Source organism: Streptomyces sp. JLBT605 (assembly GCF_058215555.1).
Genome location: NZ_CM177087.1, coordinates 3,892,069 through 3,907,094, shown reverse-complemented (window position 1 = coordinate 3,907,094; position 15,026 = coordinate 3,892,069). Strand labels below are relative to the sequence as shown.

Genomic DNA, 15,026 nt, shown 5'->3' with positions numbered 1-15,026 from the left:
TCGGGTCCGCTCATCCCAGGTCCTCCACGAACCGCTCCACCGGACCCTGGGAGCGGGCGTGCACCGAGAAGTGGAAGCCGGGGAAGACGGTCGGGACGTCGGCGTCCACCTGCACGCCCACCGTGTTCGGCTCCGGGCGCACCGACACCACGTCCGGTCCCAGCAGCAGCTGCGGACCCAGCTGCTGGATGTACGTGTGGGCCTTCGCCTCCGCCTCACCGCGCCAGCCGCCCGGGTTCTCGTCCGCCGTCGCCCGCGCCCGGCGCGCGCCCGCCTGGGCCGCCGCCTGCGCGACGTGGTCGGCGAAGAAGTACAGCCCGAACTGCACGGTGGCGAAGATGAGGAAGAACAGCACCGGGGTGAGCAGCACGAACTCGATCGCGGTCATGCCGCTGTCGCTCGTCCGGCCGGCGCTGCCGCGCCCGTCGCCCGCCCCCACCACCGCGCCGCCGTCACCGCGGGCGGCGTCCAGCCTGCGGCGTACGGCGCGGCGCAGCGCACCCGTTCGTCTCATTCCCTCAGCTCAACTCGGCTCGTGAGCCCGGCTCGCGCCAGGTCAGCAGGTTCCCTCGGCGTTGGCGCCCTTGATGCACTTCTCCACGTCCTCCGCGCCGCTCTTCAGGGCACGGTTGATGATCACGGTGACCACGCCGACGATCGCGACGACGACCGCCGATATGATCACCCACTCCACCGCGGAGGCACCGCGGTCGCGCTCGGGATCGCGGGCGCGCTCGACGCGGGCGCGCAGGAAGGTCATCAGGAAGTCCACAGCCGGGTGGCTGATCCGGGATCCGATGTTCATGGGTGATGTCCTCTCGCAACAGCTCTTGTGGGGGTATGGATGGCAGATCAGGTCTGGAAGACGCGCACCGCCGCCGGGTAGATCAGGAAGACCAGGAAACCCGCGCACAGCAGAAGTTGGGCGACCAGCATCGACTGCGACTTCTCCCCCGCACTTCCCTCGATCTCCGCCATCTCCCGGTGCCGCATCGTTTCAGCCCGGGACGCGAGCGACTCGCGCACCTTCGCACCGTCGTCCGCGACCAGCGCCAGCGCACCGGAAAGGTCTTTGAGTTCCTCGACGCCCAGTTCCTCTCCGAGGTTCCCGAGCGCCTGCCACTGGCTGACGCCGGTGATGCGGGCGTCGGCCAGGGTGTTGCGCACCCGGCGCAGTGCCCAGCCGTCGCTGACCTCGGCCGCGGCCATCAGCGCCTCGGGCAGTCCGCGGCCACCGGCCAGGTTCATCGAGACCAGGTCGAGGTAGGCACCGATGACGCGCCGCAGGTCGCGCCGCTTGTCCGCGGCGTCCCGCTTGACCTCCAGGTCCGGCAGCATGAAGAACAGGCCGCCGAAGAGCAGCGCCAGCCAGATCGGGATGACCGGGCTGCTGCCCAGACCCAGCGTCCAGACCACCGCGAAGACGAACGGGCCGAAGAACAGGCCGACCGCGGCCAGCAGCACCTTCGTCGCCAGGAACGCCTCCCAGCTGCGCTCCAGCACGTTCAGGTCCGCGCGCAGTGACCGCTGCTCCCAGCCCTGCTGCCGGTAGAAGTCGGAGACCCGCGCGCCGACCCGGGCCCGCACCGAGTCCAGCCGGCCGTCCTCCGCCTTGCCCCGCTGGGCGGCGGAACTGGTCTGCGCCGCGCCACCGCGCGCCCGCAGCGCGTCGATCTGCGCGACCCGGGCCACCGCCCCGCGCTTGCTCGGCATCAGGGCGCGCACCAGCACGAAGATGCCCAGTCCGAAGACGGCACCGATCAGCACCGGTGCGGTAATGCTGCTGTTCATCGCGGCGCCACCTCCTCCTCACGCGATCCGTACGGTCCGTGCCCGCCAGGGGCGCCGGGGCGCGCCTGCTCCGGTCCCGACTGTGGCCGTACGAACCGCACCGCGGGCTCGTCCCGGGTCAGGAAGCGGTCCGGGGTCTCGATCCGGGACAGCTTGCGCAGCCACCAGAAGCCGAGGCCGAACAGCCCGCACACGCCGGCCAGCACCAGCTGGCCCATCGCGGTGCCGTACGGCTCCACGAAGCCGCGGTTGAAGATGGACAGGCCCAGCACGAACGCCACCGAGACGCCGATGACGATCTGCACACTGCGCCGGGTGGAGGCGCGCTGCGCCATCACCCGCTGCCGCATGTCGACCTCCTCGCGCGCCGACTTGGCGAGCGCGCCCAGCACCTCGCGCAGACCGGGGCCGCGCAGCCGGGCGTTGAGCATGAGGGCGGCGACGATGATGTCGGCCGAGGCGTCGTCGATCTCGTCGGCCAGGTGCTGGAGCGCGTCCGGCAGCGGGGTACGGGCCCGCAGCCGGTCGACCAGCGCGTCCAGGTGCGGGCGCAGCGCCGGGGCCGCGGCCCGCGCCGAGGCCGGGATGGCCTGCTCCAGGCCGACCGCGCCCGCGATGGTGTCGCGCAGCGACTCGGTCCAGGCGGCCAGCGCCTCGACGCGTCGCATCGCGGCCCGCTCCTCGCCGGCCCCGCCGAACAGCCGGTCCCAGAAGAAGACCAGCACGGCGGTGGCGGCACCGGCCACCGCCCAGCGGGTCAGCAGCAGCACCACCAGGCCGACGCCGACGGCCAGCGAGCCGCGCCGGCTGACGAACTGGGCCAGCTCGCCGGCGCGTTTGCTCGCCTTCGCCTTCTCGTGGGGCGCCTTGGCGGGCAGTCCGCGGATGGCGACGATGAGCAGCGCCACGCCGCCGCCGACGACGACGCCGGACAGCAGCGCGTACATCACCGGCAGCGAGAAGAAGCCGCCCATCGAGGAAATGCTGTTCATGCCCTCACCCCCAGGTCCCGGTCGGGCGGTAGCCGAACGCCGTCAGCTCGTCGATGCAGGTGATGGGCGCGTGCGGAACCACCCGGCCGTCCCCGGTCTCCGCGAAGACCTCGCTGGACAGCACCCGGCCGTCCACGCCGTTGACCTCGCGGACGGAGGTGACCATGCGCTGGAGGCGGCCGCCCTGCAGATAGTTGTTGCGCCGCTGGATGAAGACGACGAAGTTCACCGCGCCCGCCACCAGCATCTGGCTCGCCTCGATGGGCAGCCGCTCGCTCGCCTGGAGGGCGTAGGTGGAAATACGGTTGAAGACCTCGCTGGAGCTGTTCGCGTGGATCGTCGACAGTGAGCCGTCGTTACCCTGCGACATGGCGTTGAGCATCGTCACGATCTCATCGCCGAGCACCTCACCCACGATGACGCGGGAGGGGTTCATACGCAGCGACCGGCGCACCAGCTCGGCCATGGATATCTGGCCCTGCCCCTCGGAGTTGGGCAGCCGCTCCTCGAACGCCACCACATTGGGGTGCAGATCGGGGAACTGGTCGAGCCCCAGCTCCAGGGCGCGCTCCACGGTGATCAGACGCTCGTTGGGCGGGATCTCGTTGGCCAGCGCGCGCAGCAGCGTCGTCTTGCCGGCGTTGGTCGCCCCCGCGATCATGATGTTCTTGCGTGCCCGCACCGCGCAGGCCAGGAAGTTCCCCAGCTCCGGGGTGAGGGTTCCGTTGCCCACCAGGTCGGCCATGAAGACCTTGCCGAGCCGGGCCCGGCGGATGGACAGCGCCGGCCGCCGGGTCACGTCCATCACGGCCGACAGACGCGAGCCGTCCGGCAGCCGCAGGTCCAGCTGCGGGTTGGCCGAGTCGAAGGGACGCGAGGACAGACCGGAGTAGGCACCGAGCACCTGGATGAGCTCGATCAGCTCCTCGTCGGTCTCCGCGACCGGCTCGCCCTGCGCCTCCCGGCCGTCGGAGTAGCCGACGAAGACCTGGTCGCAGCCGTTGATGTCGATGTTCTCGACCTCGGGATCGTCCAGCAGCGGCTGGAGCCGGCCGACGCCGAAGAGCGCGGCGTGCACCGCGGCCGCGTAACTCTCCTCGGTCTCCGCGTCCAGCGGGGTACGCCCGGCGTTGATCTCGGCGCGCGCGTGCTCTTCGAGGATCTGGGCGATCACCGCCCGCGCGTACTGCCGCTCGTCCTCGGTGGACATCGGTGTCGCGCCGGAGACCTGGTCCAGCCGCCGCTGCTCCGCGATACGGTCGCCCGCGTCCTGCCGGAACCGCTTGACCAGCTGGTGGTCGACGGTGCTCATCGGTACGCCCCAGGCGCCCCGGGCTGTGCCCAGGCGGCGCCGAACTGCTGGTGCAGGTCGCCGACGACCTTGCGGGCCGAGCGGATCAGCAGCGACTTGTCCAGCCGCCCGCGCTTGCGCCCGTTCAGCTGGTCCGCGCCGGAGGGGTCGTGGGCGATCACACCGACCACCCGCGCCCCGCACTGGGCGGCCACCAGCATGTCGTTGACCTGCCCGGCGAGCTTGCCGCCGGTCCCGGAGTCGGCGACCAGCAGCACCCCGATCAGCGGGGTGCCCAGCTGCGCGGCCCCGCGGTGCGCGCCGTGCAGGCGCGCGGAGAGCGCCGCTGCCCGGTCCCGGATGCGGGCCAGGTTCTCCGGCTCGGCTCGGGAGATCAGCAGCACCAGCGACGCCTGGGGGAACATCTCGATCACGACCGAGTCGGAGCCGATGCGGCCGCAGTCCGCGATCACGTCGGCCGCGCCCTGCGCGGTGTGCGCGAGGCCGGCGAAGGCGTGGCCGAGCGTCGGCCACAGCCCGGCCAGGCCCGCCGACTGTTCCGAGTTCCCCAGCCCGACCAGCACGTCCAGGCCGCCGGACATCGGCTGGGCGTGGTCCCACAGCTGTTCGGCGGCGAGTCCGCGCCGCGCGGTGGCGGCGACGGAGAGCAGCCCGGTGTTGGGATCGAGCGGCCCGCCGTGCGCGGCCGCGCCGCGGTACACCAGATCCCCGCCGGCCGGGTCCACCTCGGCCAGCAGCGCACGCCGCGGCCAGACAGCGGAGATCGCGACAGCGGTCGTGGTGACCCCGGGCGAGCCCTTGTCGGCGGCGAGAGCGATAAGCGCCATGTCTTTACGTGTCCTCGTGTCCCTTAAAGCGTCATGGATGACTGATGCGCTGTGCGCGCTCAGCCTTCGGCCTTGGGGACCTTGGCCACCGCGACCTCGCCGGCCGCCGCGTAGCGGATGACGTTGGCCGCCTGGGCCTGGTCGACCAGGACGGACACCGGGAAATCACCGCTGCTGAACTGGCCGTCGCTGGATTCGGTCTTGTACACCTTGGCCCGCGCCACCAGCGGCGTGCCGCTCGTCCCGCCGGTGCCGCCCTTGCCGTCACCGGAGGACGCGTCGCCCCGGTTGTCGTTGTCGGCCACCGGGAAGAGGGTGACGACGTCCCCGGGCGCGAGGTCACTGGGGTACTGCCCCCGCTTCAGCGAGAGCCCGACCAGCACCTTGCCCTGCGGCACCGTCCCCGAGTCGTCGGTCAGCATCTGGCCGACCAGCAGCGAGCCGCCCTTGATGTCGGTGGTCGTCCAGTACTTGCCCGAGATCAGCTCCCGCTGGTCCCACTTGACGTAGTCGACCCCGGAGTCCTCGGCGACCAGCACGGACTCCATCGCGCCGGCCGGGATCTTCTTCCCGGCCTGGACGTCCTGCGTGATCTTCACGACCTCGATACGGTCACCGGCGCGCAGCACCAGCACCGTGGCACCGAGCGCGCCGATGAGGATGAGCAGCACCGCCAGCGCGGCCAGGGCCGGCTTCCGTTCCCGAGGCGCGGACGGGAGCCTCTCTCCCGTCCCATGAGCCGGCGCCGAGGCCCCCCTGCCGTGCGCCGCCCCCGTGCGCTCCTGGATCTTCACGCCAACGCTCCCGCAAGTTATGTCCGGATTCAGGCATTTGCCTCGCTGCAGGACCGCCACGCGCCTCTGCGCGTCTATGCGGGCGGCCTGAGGACTGTCAAGTCACCGCACCGTATCAGCAGCCCATATCTGCCTCAAGGCGCGTCAGACCCGGCATCCGACCCGGTACGAACCTGCTACGAACCCGGTACCGAACCGGGTCATGGACATTCAGCTGCATAAGACAGGGGTGCGTGTAATGATCGGGCAGTCGGGGCCGAATTCCCCTTGGCGTGGGGGAAGTTGCCAAAGAGAGCGAAGGGCTGGAGGCAATCGGTCATGGGGGACCACACGAAGGCCGACCTGGCTGTAATCCAAAGCATGGGGGACGGACTCTCGAAGGTGCACAGCGCCTTCAAGGAGATCGCCAAGCTCAACGAGAAGTACGACGACGACATCGGGCATGACGGACTTTCCGACACGGTCGGCGACTTCGCCGACAACTGGGACAAGAGCCGGGAGAAGCTCATGGGCGATGTCGACCGGCTCGCCCAGATCGCGAAGGCAGCAGCCCAGGCGTACGACGACTTCGACGGGCAACTGGCGGACGCGCTGCGGAGCGCGCAGGAACCGCAGAAGGGTAAGTGAGCACGGTGGCAGGAAGGCCGCGCGACTGGCATCCGGTGGCGGACAAGGATCCCATTCCAGGAGATCCTGAGCGGGTGGCTGTGCTGGGCAGGAAGCTGCGCGAGACCGCCGACGTCCTTCAGCAGCAGATCAAGAATCTCAAGGCCGTCGCCGAGGTGACCGCCTGGGACAGCGACGCGGGCAAGGAGTTCCGCAAGACGGCGGAGGGGACGGTCGGCAAGCTCGAAGCCGCGTTCAAGCGGTACGACGCCGCGGCGGACGCGCTCGGCACCCAGGTCGGCGACGAGAACACCAGGAACTACGCCTCCCAGTTGCACCGCGCCCAGTTAAAGGCCGATGCCGCGCTCAAGGACGCCCAGGAGGCCGACGGGCGCAAGTCCGCGGCGCAGAAGAGCCTTGACGATCTGAAGAGCTCCAAGGATTCGAAGGACGACGACAAGTCCAAGAAGAAGGGGTTCGAGAGCTCTCTCGATGCGGCGGACAGCGACATCCAGGCCGCCCGGGACCGTATTGATTCCGCGAAGACGATCCGCGACGAAGCGGCGAAAGCGGCTCAGGATTCGATCGAGAACATCATCGATCACGACTCGCTGAAGGACAAGGAGAGCTTCTGGGGCTCGCTCCTTGAGACCATCAACGAATGGGCCGGAACGATATCCGCCGTGTGCGGGATCCTGTCGATGCTCGTCGGCTGGATCCCCATCATCGGTCAGGCACTCGCCGGCGTACTCGGCGCCATCGCCATGATCGCCTCGCTGGTGAGCCTGGTCTGCACGATCATACAAGTCTTCCGGGGCGAGGCCGACCTGTGGGACCTCGGCTTCGCCGTCCTGGGCTTCGCGATGCTGGGTGTGGGGAAAGCATTCGGCAAGATCGCCGGGAAGTTCGCGGGCAAGGCGATTCCACGACTCAGCAGGGCTTCGGGGCGGACCAAGGCCGGCAAGGTCATCAAGCGCGACCGGCAGAAGCTCAACCGGATCGCCAACCAGGAAGGCAAGCTCTCCCGGCAGGACATCAAGGACGCGTTCAAGGAGCCGTTCAAGGAGGTCTTCACCAAGGAGGGCTGGAAGGGCACCGGGCAGAATCTGCGGACACTCGTCAGCCCGAGCAAGTACGGCGAGGCCGGTGCCGCCATGAGCAGAAGCGGTGGCGCCGCGCGGTCGATATCCCTGGTGGACTCGAGTGTCGCCAACCAGCTCAAGACCGCCAAGCAGCTGGCGAAAGACATGGGCGACGGTCTCCCGGCGATCAACAAGATTTCCCGGAAGGCCAACGTCCTGTCGGGCGTGGGCGTCGGGCTCACCGCCGCCAACTTCCTGAACGACGACACAGCGCGGGAGTGGGCGGGGATTCCGGACTGGAAAGAGAAGCTGAAGTCCACCACCGAGTAGCGCCAGCCGATAGGACCTGATCGTGAATTCTGCCGACGACCCCCTGGACCCGGACAACTATGCGTGCGCATTCGACATGTCACCGGGCTGGGTGAACACCACCATCATTTCCGATTCCCCCGAAGAAGCCCGCGAACTCGGCCAGGAGATGCTGGAAAGCTTCAACCCCCTCGAGCTGACCGTGTCCAAGGAGGAACTGGCCAGGAACATCGCGCGCCTCGCCCTGGAGGCCAAGAAGCGACGGGCATCGTACTCGGCGGCCTATTTCGCCGACAACGGACACCATTTCGCGCTCGCCTCGATCGACGTCTATGGCGAGGACGGCGTGCGTGTCACGCCTGCCGAGATGCAGCCCGAACTGCTGAAGAGCCCCAACGGCAAAGTCGTCGGCGATCCGCGGGTGACCTACCTGGACCACGCGCTGGGTCCGGCGGTGCGGGTGCAGGCGATGTTCGCCACCAAGGGAATTCTCGGGCTCGGCCGCGGCCTGTGGGAATCCGTGAGATACGCGATCTGCCCGCCCGATATCGACGACGTCTTCGTGGCGCGGGTCTGGTGGGACACCATGGCGTTCAGCGACCAGCTCACCGAGATGGCCGACGAGCTGATTTCGACACTCCACCTCATCCCGCTCGACGCGGATGGCAACCCGATCGAGGGTGAGAAGAAATGACCGAGGCAGTGACCGGCGCGGCGGGCGACGGCACCCCACCGGAATGGGACACCACCCCGACCGACTACAACCTGATCGTCCCCGACGGCTGGTTCCAGCTGGGGCTCGACCCCGACCTGCGGGACCGCTCCATCATCGCCCTGGCCGAGCAGCAGTTCCGCGGTGTGGACAACGCGCCGCACATCAAGGAGCAGTTCATGCACGAACTGCAGAAGAAGGCCAAGGAGTCGTACAAGAACGGCGGCATCGAGCTGTATCTGTCGACCCTCTCGGTCGGCCCGCTGCCGCTGGCCTCCTCGCTGCTGGTCACGCTGCCCCCACCGGAGATGAGCCCGGGTGCGGCCACCCCGCACGAGCTGGCGGCCGCGCTGGCCGAGCGGGGCGCCGACACAACGGTGGTCGACCTCCCGGTGGCCGGGCGGGCGGTGCGGGAGGTGCGCAGGCGGGCCGCGTCGCCCGCCACGCAATTCGGCAACGAGCTGCCCACCACGACCGTCATCTACCAGGTCCCGGTGCCGGCGAGCGCCGCCTGGCTGATGCTGACCTTCTCCACCCCGATCGACCCGCTGGCGGATGCGATGGTGGAGCTCTTCGACGTCGTGGCGGGCACGCTGCAGTGGTCCTGAGCGCCGCGGCGCCGGGTCAGGCCGTGGGCTCCCCCGCCTCGCGCTCCTCGATCGCCAGCTGGGCGGTAACCGCGTCGGTACGGGCGCGCAGGGCCTGCACCCGCTCCAGGGACTTGACGTTCATGCTGCCCGGGTCCGGGGGGAGCACCGGGATGCCCCGGGACTGGGCGGTCATCACCAGGCTGTAGGCGACGTCCATCTCGTGGGCGAGCAGGGCGGTGGGGAAGAGGTTGGCGCGGAGCGTCTTCTCGCGGCCCAGCTTGCCGCGGTAGACGATCTCGCAGGCGACGTTGACGGAGTCCAGGCGCTGGTCGGCGGCCTTCTCCACCGACGCCAGGACGACCGAGGCCAGACCGTCGATGACCTTGGTGACCGCCCACTTGCGGCCGGGGATCGGCGGCAGCAGCTCCCGCAGGCGGTCGATCTCGTTGTCCAGGGCCTCGGTGGTCAGCGCCGCGAACGCGTTGTGCAGTTGCAGCCGCACGACCTTGTCCCAGGGGATGTCCTCGCCGTCGAAGCCGACCGACTCCGGCCCGAAGCGCACCGCGCCGAGGCTGTCCAGGGAGCGCAGCGCCTTCGCGGTGATGGCGGGCACCCGCTCGTGGTGGCAGATCAGCGCGCCGAGGGAGAACTCCCACTCGGTGGTGGCCGGGGCGGCGGGGGCCGGGAGGGTGTTCAGGACCCGGAGCACCCAGTCACCGCCGACGTTGCTCCCGGCCCGCCCCGCCTGGCCGCCGCGGTCCATGATCTCCTTGCCGACCGAGGTCGCCGCTCCGCTCACCGCGTCGCCGAGCCCGCGAAGCCTGTCCCGTACCCCCATGGTGCTGCCTCTGCTCCCTTGATGTCGTGGGTGATGTCCTGATGCGAGTGCGCGGCGCGTCCAGTGCACCGGCGCGCACAAGTGAGCGAACTCTATTGCCTTCACGCCGCCCCGGCGGCGGTGGTTCCTCGGTGGGGTACGGTCTCAGGTCGAACGAGGCTCGGCATCGGGGGAGGAATCAGCAGGTATGAGTCGGACGGGTGAGAACCAGACCGTCGAGCGCGGAGGCTTCCGTATCTCCGTGCCGGATTCGTGGTGGGAGTTCGACGTACGTCCCGAGTCCCGCGATGACAGCATCCGGCAGATGGTGAACCAGCGCGTCCGCGCGGTGCCGGACATGGCCCCGCACCGCGATGTGATGGTCTCCTTCCTCCAGCGGTCCGCGCGTGACGCGTGGGAGTCCGGGGCGGTCTACTGCGGCTGCATGGCGGAGAGCTTCGGTGGCGAGGCCCCGATCACCGCCTCGGTCACCGTCTCGCTGGTCGGCGCCCGTACCTCCGACGGCACCATCCTGCCCACCGATCCGACGGCCATCGTGGGACAGCTGCGGCAGAAGACCGCGAAGAAGGAGGGGGACCCGTGGCGGACCACCTCCACCGTGGAGATCCCGGGCGTCGGGCTCGCGGCGCGGACCCAGGGCATCGAGGACATCGAGCTGCCGGGCGACAGCCGGCGTATCCGCGCGGTGCTGATGCAGACCTTCATCCCGGTGCCGGGCGAGGAGGGCAAGGTCGCGCTGGTGGCCGGCAGCAGCCAGGTGCTGGATCTGGCGGACTCCCTCTTCGACGTCTTCGACGCGGTGACGTCGACGTTCCGTTTCGTCTGAACGGTCTGAACGGTCTGAATACTCTGAACGACCTCAACGGTCCGAAGAGTCCGAACGGTTCCGGACAGCCCTGATCGCCCGGGCCGGGTGCAACCTCCACCGGCCGCCGTGGCGTCGTATGAGTGATCGGCAAGGAGAGGCGGGGGCGGCATGGGAAGCGGCAAGGACGGGCGTCTCGCGATTCCGCTGAGCGAGCTCGACGGGTTCGGCGGGCGGCTGCGGTCCATCAAGACCCGGATGGACGGCACGAAGAAGATGTTCGAGGAGTACCGGGGCGACATCGGGGACGGCGGCGTCGTCGACAAGTTGGAGGACTTCGAGTCCAACTGGGACGATGGCCGCGAGGACATCGGCCAGCAGATCGACGCGCTGTCCAAGATGGCCGACACCGTGGTCCGCGAGGTCACCGCCTACGACGGCGACCTCGGCAAGAAGCTGCGGGAGAACATGAAGAAGGAGGACCGCGGCAAGGTCGGCGGCAACGGCGGCGGCTCAGCGGGCAACGGCGGTCACGGCGACGCGAAGAAGGGCGACAAGGGCGGGGACAAGGGCGAGGGGAAGAAGTAGCCCACCTCAGCCCTGCGGGTCCGCGTCGAGCCAGATGCCGCGCGCGAAGTCGTCGAAGGCGTCGTCGTTGGCCAGCAGCCAGCCGATGTCGCTGGTGACGGTGCGGATCGAGGCATAGACCTGGTGCTCTTCGGACCACCAGCCGTAGTTGAGCGACACGCACAGCTGGTCGTCCTCGGCGAAGTAGCGCAGGCAGCGCAGCCCCTCGCCCATCCGCTCCGAGCCGAACGGGACGACGTCGGCCGGGCGGACGGGCTGCTTCTCGGTTGCCTGGACGAGGATCCGCAGGCCCTCGAGCCGGTCCTCGCCCTCGGACGGGACCGTCAGGGCGTAGACCGGCTGCGGTATCCGCCGGGGGTCACCGCCGTGCAGGAAGACCTGGTTGGCGGGGATCCTGGGGTTGGGGTGGGCCTCCAGCAGCAGGCGGAAGCGGGCGGTGAGCGCCTTGGCGTCCGGCGTCCCGGGGAAGTTCCGGTAGCGCCGGCTCATGATCTCGGCGCAGGTCTGCGACCAGTCCGTGATCTTGTCCTGGTCCAGCTCCGTCCAGTGCAGAGGCATGGGGAACCACTGGGTGGGGTCCGCCTCGGTCTCGAAGAAGATCACGCGTAGCTCCAGCGGAAGGTCGTCATGACGGCGTCGAAGACGTCCACCAGGACATCGGAGAGCTCGCCGTCGGGGTGGCCGTCGCCGATGGTGCTGAAGGTGACCGTCACCCAGCGCGCAGGCAGGGCGCCGGGCACGGGCAGGATGTACTCCACGCGGCGCGCGGCGTGCTGGAACTCCGCCTCCGGCGGGGCGGGCACGATCCGCTCCAGCCTGGTGCCCGCTGCGCCGTCCACCTCGGCCGGCTCCGCGCTGCCCCGGCCGGCGGCGAGGCGCTGGAGCACCTCCTCGGAGGGGACACCCATGCCGGCTCCGCCGACCGGCTCGGACACCACGAAGGACGCCGGGATGAGCATGCCGTGGATGCGCTCGACGGGGAGGTAGAGCGCCAGGCCGTTGTTCTTGGCTGCCTGCTTGGCGGCCTTCCGCAGCTGCTTGAACAGCTCCATCCGCGCCTTGCTGACGTTGTCCCGGGGCAGGTCCCCGGGGAGCTCCTCGACGGCTCGCTCGACGATGCGGCGGATCGTGTCGTCGGTCGACCCGTCGTGCAGCGGGATGCGGTCCCAGCCGGGCGGCGGCACCAGGTTGTAGCCGACCGCCACCCGGGGAGTCGGCTCGTCGAACTCAGTCACGAGAGAACCTTTCGATCAGCCACGACGCGAGGACGAGTAGCGGCGTGACGAACGCCGCGATGACCCCGGGCCAGAAGGCCGTGGCCAGCGCGGCGAGGAAGAGGAGCGCCGTCAGTCCGAGGGCCTGGGTGAGGTCGCCGGACCGGTCGGAGTGCCGGGGGTTGCGGACGAACAGCCACAGGGCGGTGAGGACGCACGCCAGGACGATGGAGCGCTGGACCCAGAAGGCCGCCTGCCGCCCGCCGTCCGGGAGCCGGCTGCCCACCGCGGCCAGGAAGACGGAGCCGAACCCCACCAGGACGCACAGCCGGGCCAGGCCCGTGGGCCCCGTTCCGAGGGGGCCGAACGACCTGTTGCGGAGAGAGGCGCTCATACCGTCACCAGTGCGTGTCTTCGGGCAGTTTCCACAGTTCGCCCTTGCCGTTCTCGTAGGCGTCGAGGAAGGGCTTGTCCGGCAGCATCGGACTTTCACCGAGCGCCTTGTCCAGGGTGTCCGCACCGGCACCCGTGGCGGCGGCGCCGACCGCGACCTTGTAGTAGTTCTCCGACTTGCCGATCAGGTTGGCGCCGGATTCCGGGAACGTCGCGGCATTTCGCCGGATGTTCTCGATGGCGGCACGGGCGTCGGCGTCACCCAGCCCCGCCCGCTCCATGCGGCTGAGCCGGACCGGGGCCTCGTCGGTGACCCGGCCGGCATTGTCCAGCATTTCCCGGCGCATGCGGTTGAGAGACTGCCGGGCGAATTGCTTGAGGCCGTCATCGGTACTGGTCGCCATCACCCGGGTGATCTCCTCCCGGGCCGCCTTGTTCACCTTCACCGCGTCCTTCAGGCGGTTCAGGCGCTGGCCCTTGGACGCCGTCTTGATCACATTGTCGGCGATCTTCAGCTTGGACAGCATGCGCACACCGACACCCATGGTGACCAGGCCGACGCAGTCCATGATGACTTCCGCGAGGCTCGCCTCACCGGCCAGGAACATGATGGATCTGGAGAGCGCCACAGCGACCGACAGGGCGATCACCAGCAAATTGAGTCCGGGAATGAAGAGGGCGACAATGCCCGCGATCGTCGCCACCCAACTCATGACATCGAGTACGAGTTTGATCGTGTCGACGTTCTCGTGGATCCAGCCCTTGATATCGTCCCAGGTGCTGTCCTCGATGATGTCGCTGAGCTGGTCGCGGATCTTTCCCTCGTGGTGCCGGGCGCGTTCATCGCGGTCGCCCTTGATGGTCTCCAGGCGGTCGCGGTAGGTCTTGAGCGGATCGTCGTCCTCGTCCGAGGATCCGGACTTGCTTTCCTTGTCCGCGTCCTTGGCGCCCTTTTTCCTGTCGAGCTCGGCCTGCTTCTCCTTGGCTTCCCGCAGCACCGTGTCGGCCTGGCCTTGGAAGCCCTCAAGATCATTCGCCCAGTTCGTCAGGTGCCCGTGCACCCGCTCATACCGGCCGGCGACCTCACGCAGGTGCTTCTCCAGCCCGTCGGCCTCCTCGCGCAGCTGGTCGGCGTACTTGCCCTTGAGCTCGTTGTCGTTGTCGATGCCACGCAGCCATTTGGCCTGGTCACGCAGGGATTTGGCGACGTTCACCATGTGCCGGACCTCGGCGCGGATCTCCGCGGGGTCCCCGGGCACCGGGTCGGAGTCGGCTATCGGGTGCCAGTCCTTCGGCCTGGGCTTCGAGTCTGCGGCCACTGATCTTCGTCTCCCCCGTGGGCTGCCTTACCGTTTCCGACCCGCGAGCATGCGCGTCACGCCATCAGATTGCCCAGAGCTTACTTCTTCTCTCCGCGCAGACTCTTGGCCAGGTCGGCCTCATACCCCTTGAATCCCTCGATGGTCGCTTTGACCGCCTTGAGCGTGGCATCTATTTTGTCGAGCATCTTCGCGCGGTAGTCGTCCCAGTTGTCCACGAACTCGTCCATGGCATCGGCGACTTTCCCGCTCCCCCAGTAGGGACGCATGTCGTCGGCGTTCTTGCCGATGCCCTCGAACTCCTTCTTGAGCTTGCCGAGGGTTTCCTCGGACGACACCAGCAGATCGACGTTGACCTTGAGGTCGGAATCCTGCCCCATGCGTGTTACGCCCCTTTGTGGCCGAGTCTGGTGAGAAAATGCCGGGGCCCGGTGCCGTGGACCGCCCAAGGCAGTCCGCGGCACCGGGCCCGGAAGCAATCACACTGCGCAGCGCGGATGGCTTGCGGCAGCGGGATGTTACTTCTTCTTGATGCCGTCGCCGAGCTTCTTGTCCAGGTCCTCGAAGCCGTCCGCGGCGGACTTCAGGAACTCGCCCATGCCCTCAAGGCCCTCGATGGTGTCCGTGGCGCCCTTCACGAACTCGTTGAAGGACTCCTCGAAGTCCTTCGAGGACTTGCCGGTGACGTAGCCGTCACGGACCAGGTTCTCGACGTACTTCTTCAAGTTCTTCAGCGTCTTGTCGATTTCAATGCGGTCATCCTTGAGCTTCTTCGCCGCATCCCGCATGTCCTGATAAGTGACATTAACGTCGCCCTTGCCAGCCATGGGCTCCTCTTCTCTCGAACACGCCCC

At 68.8% G+C, this 15,026-nt stretch carries 20 protein-coding genes; 6 read left to right on the top strand and 14 right to left on the bottom strand.

The annotated features are described in order from the left end of the window. Window positions 1-10: 10 nt before the first annotated feature. From AC4BDD_RS16990 to AC4BDD_RS16960, 7 genes are read right to left on the bottom strand one after another with little or no spacing between them, the layout of a single operon-like run. The gene (locus AC4BDD_RS16990; protein ID WP_490686291.1) at window positions 11-514 is read right to left on the bottom strand and encodes a TadE family protein; all 504 of its coding nucleotides are present in this window, start codon (window positions 512-514) and stop codon (window positions 11-13) included. Between the two features lie 42 nt (window positions 515-556). Continuing rightward, the gene (locus AC4BDD_RS16985) at window positions 557-805 is read right to left on the bottom strand and encodes a hypothetical protein (RefSeq protein WP_490686290.1); all 249 of its coding nucleotides are present in this window, start codon (window positions 803-805) and stop codon (window positions 557-559) included. A 47-nt stretch (window positions 806-852) separates the two neighbouring features. Further along, complete coding sequence (locus tag AC4BDD_RS16980) at window positions 853-1,791, bottom strand: type II secretion system F family protein (RefSeq protein ID WP_490686289.1); 939 nt, start codon at window positions 1,789-1,791, stop codon at window positions 853-855. Beyond that, on the bottom strand, window positions 1,788-2,783 hold the full coding sequence (locus tag AC4BDD_RS16975) for a type II secretion system F family protein (RefSeq protein WP_490686288.1): 996 nt from the start codon (window positions 2,781-2,783) through the stop codon (window positions 1,788-1,790). Before AC4BDD_RS16975 ends, AC4BDD_RS16980 begins: the two co-directional genes overlap by 4 nt. A 4-nt stretch (window positions 2,784-2,787) precedes the next feature. After that, window positions 2,788-4,095 (bottom strand): TadA family conjugal transfer-associated ATPase, encoded by a 1,308-nt coding sequence (locus tag AC4BDD_RS16970; protein WP_490686287.1) that lies wholly within the window; start codon window positions 4,093-4,095, stop codon window positions 2,788-2,790. Then, entirely contained in the window at window positions 4,092-4,922 is an 831-nt protein-coding gene (locus AC4BDD_RS16965) for a hypothetical protein (RefSeq protein WP_490686286.1), read from the bottom strand. The genes AC4BDD_RS16970 and AC4BDD_RS16965 overlap by 4 nt, the downstream gene beginning before the upstream one ends. A 59-nt stretch (window positions 4,923-4,981) precedes the next feature. Beyond that, the gene (locus AC4BDD_RS16960) at window positions 4,982-5,716 is read right to left on the bottom strand and encodes a hypothetical protein (RefSeq protein ID WP_490686285.1); all 735 of its coding nucleotides are present in this window, start codon (window positions 5,714-5,716) and stop codon (window positions 4,982-4,984) included. A gap of 360 nt (window positions 5,717-6,076) precedes the next feature. On the opposite strand from AC4BDD_RS16960, the gene AC4BDD_RS16955 reads away from it, so the two are divergent. From AC4BDD_RS16955 to AC4BDD_RS16940, 4 genes are all read left to right on the top strand, one after another. Further along, window positions 6,077-6,343 (top strand): hypothetical protein, encoded by a 267-nt coding sequence (locus AC4BDD_RS16955; protein ID WP_490686284.1) that lies wholly within the window; start codon window positions 6,077-6,079, stop codon window positions 6,341-6,343. Between the two features lie 74 nt (window positions 6,344-6,417). Then, the gene (locus AC4BDD_RS16950; protein ID WP_490686283.1) at window positions 6,418-7,734 is read left to right on the top strand and encodes a putative T7SS-secreted protein; all 1,317 of its coding nucleotides are present in this window, start codon (window positions 6,418-6,420) and stop codon (window positions 7,732-7,734) included. 22 nt (window positions 7,735-7,756) lie between these two features. Next, window positions 7,757-8,407: a hypothetical protein gene (locus tag AC4BDD_RS16945; RefSeq protein ID WP_490686282.1), complete on the top strand. Its 651-nt coding sequence runs from the start codon at window positions 7,757-7,759 to the stop codon at window positions 8,405-8,407. Continuing rightward, a complete protein-coding gene (locus AC4BDD_RS16940; RefSeq protein ID WP_490686281.1) occupies window positions 8,404-9,033 on the top strand; it encodes a hypothetical protein in 630 nt (209 codons plus the stop codon). Before AC4BDD_RS16945 ends, AC4BDD_RS16940 begins: the two co-directional genes overlap by 4 nt. Before the next feature lie 16 nt (window positions 9,034-9,049). Here AC4BDD_RS16940 and AC4BDD_RS16935 read toward each other — a convergent pair whose 3' ends face one another. Continuing rightward, window positions 9,050-9,853, bottom strand: a complete 804-nt coding sequence (locus tag AC4BDD_RS16935; RefSeq protein ID WP_490686280.1) for a hypothetical protein — start codon at window positions 9,851-9,853, stop codon at window positions 9,050-9,052. Window positions 9,854-10,040: 187 nt separating this feature from the next. Between AC4BDD_RS16935 and AC4BDD_RS16930 the strand changes: the two genes are divergently transcribed. After that, complete coding sequence (locus AC4BDD_RS16930; protein WP_490686279.1) at window positions 10,041-10,679, top strand: hypothetical protein; 639 nt, start codon at window positions 10,041-10,043, stop codon at window positions 10,677-10,679. A 150-nt stretch (window positions 10,680-10,829) separates the two neighbouring features. Next, window positions 10,830-11,246 carry a hypothetical protein gene (locus AC4BDD_RS16925; protein WP_490686278.1) on the top strand — a complete coding sequence of 139 codons (417 nt, stop codon included), beginning with the start codon at window positions 10,830-10,832 and terminating at the stop codon, window positions 11,244-11,246. Window positions 11,247-11,252: 6 nt separating this feature from the next. On the opposite strand, the gene AC4BDD_RS16920 is transcribed toward AC4BDD_RS16925, so the two are convergent. The 6 genes from AC4BDD_RS16920 to AC4BDD_RS16895 form a co-directional block, all read right to left on the bottom strand. Further along, window positions 11,253-11,849, bottom strand: coding sequence for a hypothetical protein (locus AC4BDD_RS16920; protein ID WP_490686277.1), 597 nt, complete (start codon window positions 11,847-11,849; stop codon window positions 11,253-11,255). Continuing rightward, the gene (locus AC4BDD_RS16915) at window positions 11,846-12,481 is read right to left on the bottom strand and encodes a hypothetical protein (RefSeq protein WP_490686276.1); all 636 of its coding nucleotides are present in this window, start codon (window positions 12,479-12,481) and stop codon (window positions 11,846-11,848) included. Before AC4BDD_RS16915 ends, AC4BDD_RS16920 begins: the two co-directional genes overlap by 4 nt. Further along, on the bottom strand, window positions 12,474-12,854 hold the full coding sequence (locus tag AC4BDD_RS16910) for a hypothetical protein (protein ID WP_490686275.1): 381 nt from the start codon (window positions 12,852-12,854) through the stop codon (window positions 12,474-12,476). Before AC4BDD_RS16910 ends, AC4BDD_RS16915 begins: the two co-directional genes overlap by 8 nt. Before the next feature lie 4 nt (window positions 12,855-12,858). Then, window positions 12,859-14,070: a hypothetical protein gene (locus AC4BDD_RS16905; RefSeq protein ID WP_490686274.1), complete on the bottom strand. Its 1,212-nt coding sequence runs from the start codon at window positions 14,068-14,070 to the stop codon at window positions 12,859-12,861. A gap of 182 nt (window positions 14,071-14,252) precedes the next feature. Continuing rightward, the gene (locus AC4BDD_RS16900; protein ID WP_490686273.1) at window positions 14,253-14,552 is read right to left on the bottom strand and encodes a hypothetical protein; all 300 of its coding nucleotides are present in this window, start codon (window positions 14,550-14,552) and stop codon (window positions 14,253-14,255) included. Window positions 14,553-14,690: 138 nt separating this feature from the next. Next, complete coding sequence (locus tag AC4BDD_RS16895; RefSeq protein WP_490686272.1) at window positions 14,691-14,999, bottom strand: WXG100 family type VII secretion target; 309 nt, start codon at window positions 14,997-14,999, stop codon at window positions 14,691-14,693. Window positions 15,000-15,026 lie beyond the last annotated feature (27 nt).

Excerpts from the sequence above, each read along its gene's own strand:
- AC4BDD_RS16985 (WP_490686290.1), bottom strand. The coding sequence starts at position 805 with ATGAACATCGGATCCCGGATCAGCCACCCGGCTGTGGACTTCCTGATG.
- AC4BDD_RS16975 (WP_490686288.1), bottom strand. The coding sequence starts at position 2,783 with ATGAACAGCATTTCCTCGATGGGCGGCTTCTTCTCGCTGCCGGTGATG.
- AC4BDD_RS16940 (WP_490686281.1), top strand. The coding sequence starts at position 8,404 with ATGACCGAGGCAGTGACCGGCGCGGCGGGCGACGGCACCCCACCGGAA.
- AC4BDD_RS16900 (WP_490686273.1), bottom strand. The coding sequence starts at position 14,552 with ATGGGGCAGGATTCCGACCTCAAGGTCAACGTCGATCTGCTGGTGTCG.
- AC4BDD_RS16935 (WP_490686280.1), bottom strand. The coding sequence starts at position 9,853 with ATGGGGGTACGGGACAGGCTTCGCGGGCTCGGCGACGCGGTGAGCGGA.
- AC4BDD_RS16990 (WP_490686291.1), bottom strand. The coding sequence starts at position 514 with ATGAGACGAACGGGTGCGCTGCGCCGCGCCGTACGCCGCAGGCTGGAC.
- AC4BDD_RS16965 (WP_490686286.1), bottom strand. The coding sequence starts at position 4,922 with ATGGCGCTTATCGCTCTCGCCGCCGACAAGGGCTCGCCCGGGGTCACC.
- AC4BDD_RS16930 (WP_490686279.1), top strand. The coding sequence starts at position 10,041 with ATGAGTCGGACGGGTGAGAACCAGACCGTCGAGCGCGGAGGCTTCCGT.
- AC4BDD_RS16910 (WP_490686275.1), bottom strand. The coding sequence starts at position 12,854 with ATGAGCGCCTCTCTCCGCAACAGGTCGTTCGGCCCCCTCGGAACGGGG.
- AC4BDD_RS16895 (WP_490686272.1), bottom strand. The coding sequence starts at position 14,999 with ATGGCTGGCAAGGGCGACGTTAATGTCACTTATCAGGACATGCGGGAT.
- AC4BDD_RS16970 (WP_490686287.1), bottom strand. The coding sequence starts at position 4,095 with ATGAGCACCGTCGACCACCAGCTGGTCAAGCGGTTCCGGCAGGACGCG.
- AC4BDD_RS16925 (WP_490686278.1), top strand. The coding sequence starts at position 10,830 with ATGGGAAGCGGCAAGGACGGGCGTCTCGCGATTCCGCTGAGCGAGCTC.
- AC4BDD_RS16980 (WP_490686289.1), bottom strand. The coding sequence starts at position 1,791 with ATGAACAGCAGCATTACCGCACCGGTGCTGATCGGTGCCGTCTTCGGA.
- AC4BDD_RS16905 (WP_490686274.1), bottom strand. The coding sequence starts at position 14,070 with ATGGTGAACGTCGCCAAATCCCTGCGTGACCAGGCCAAATGGCTGCGT.
- AC4BDD_RS16955 (WP_490686284.1), top strand. The coding sequence starts at position 6,077 with ATGGGGGACGGACTCTCGAAGGTGCACAGCGCCTTCAAGGAGATCGCC.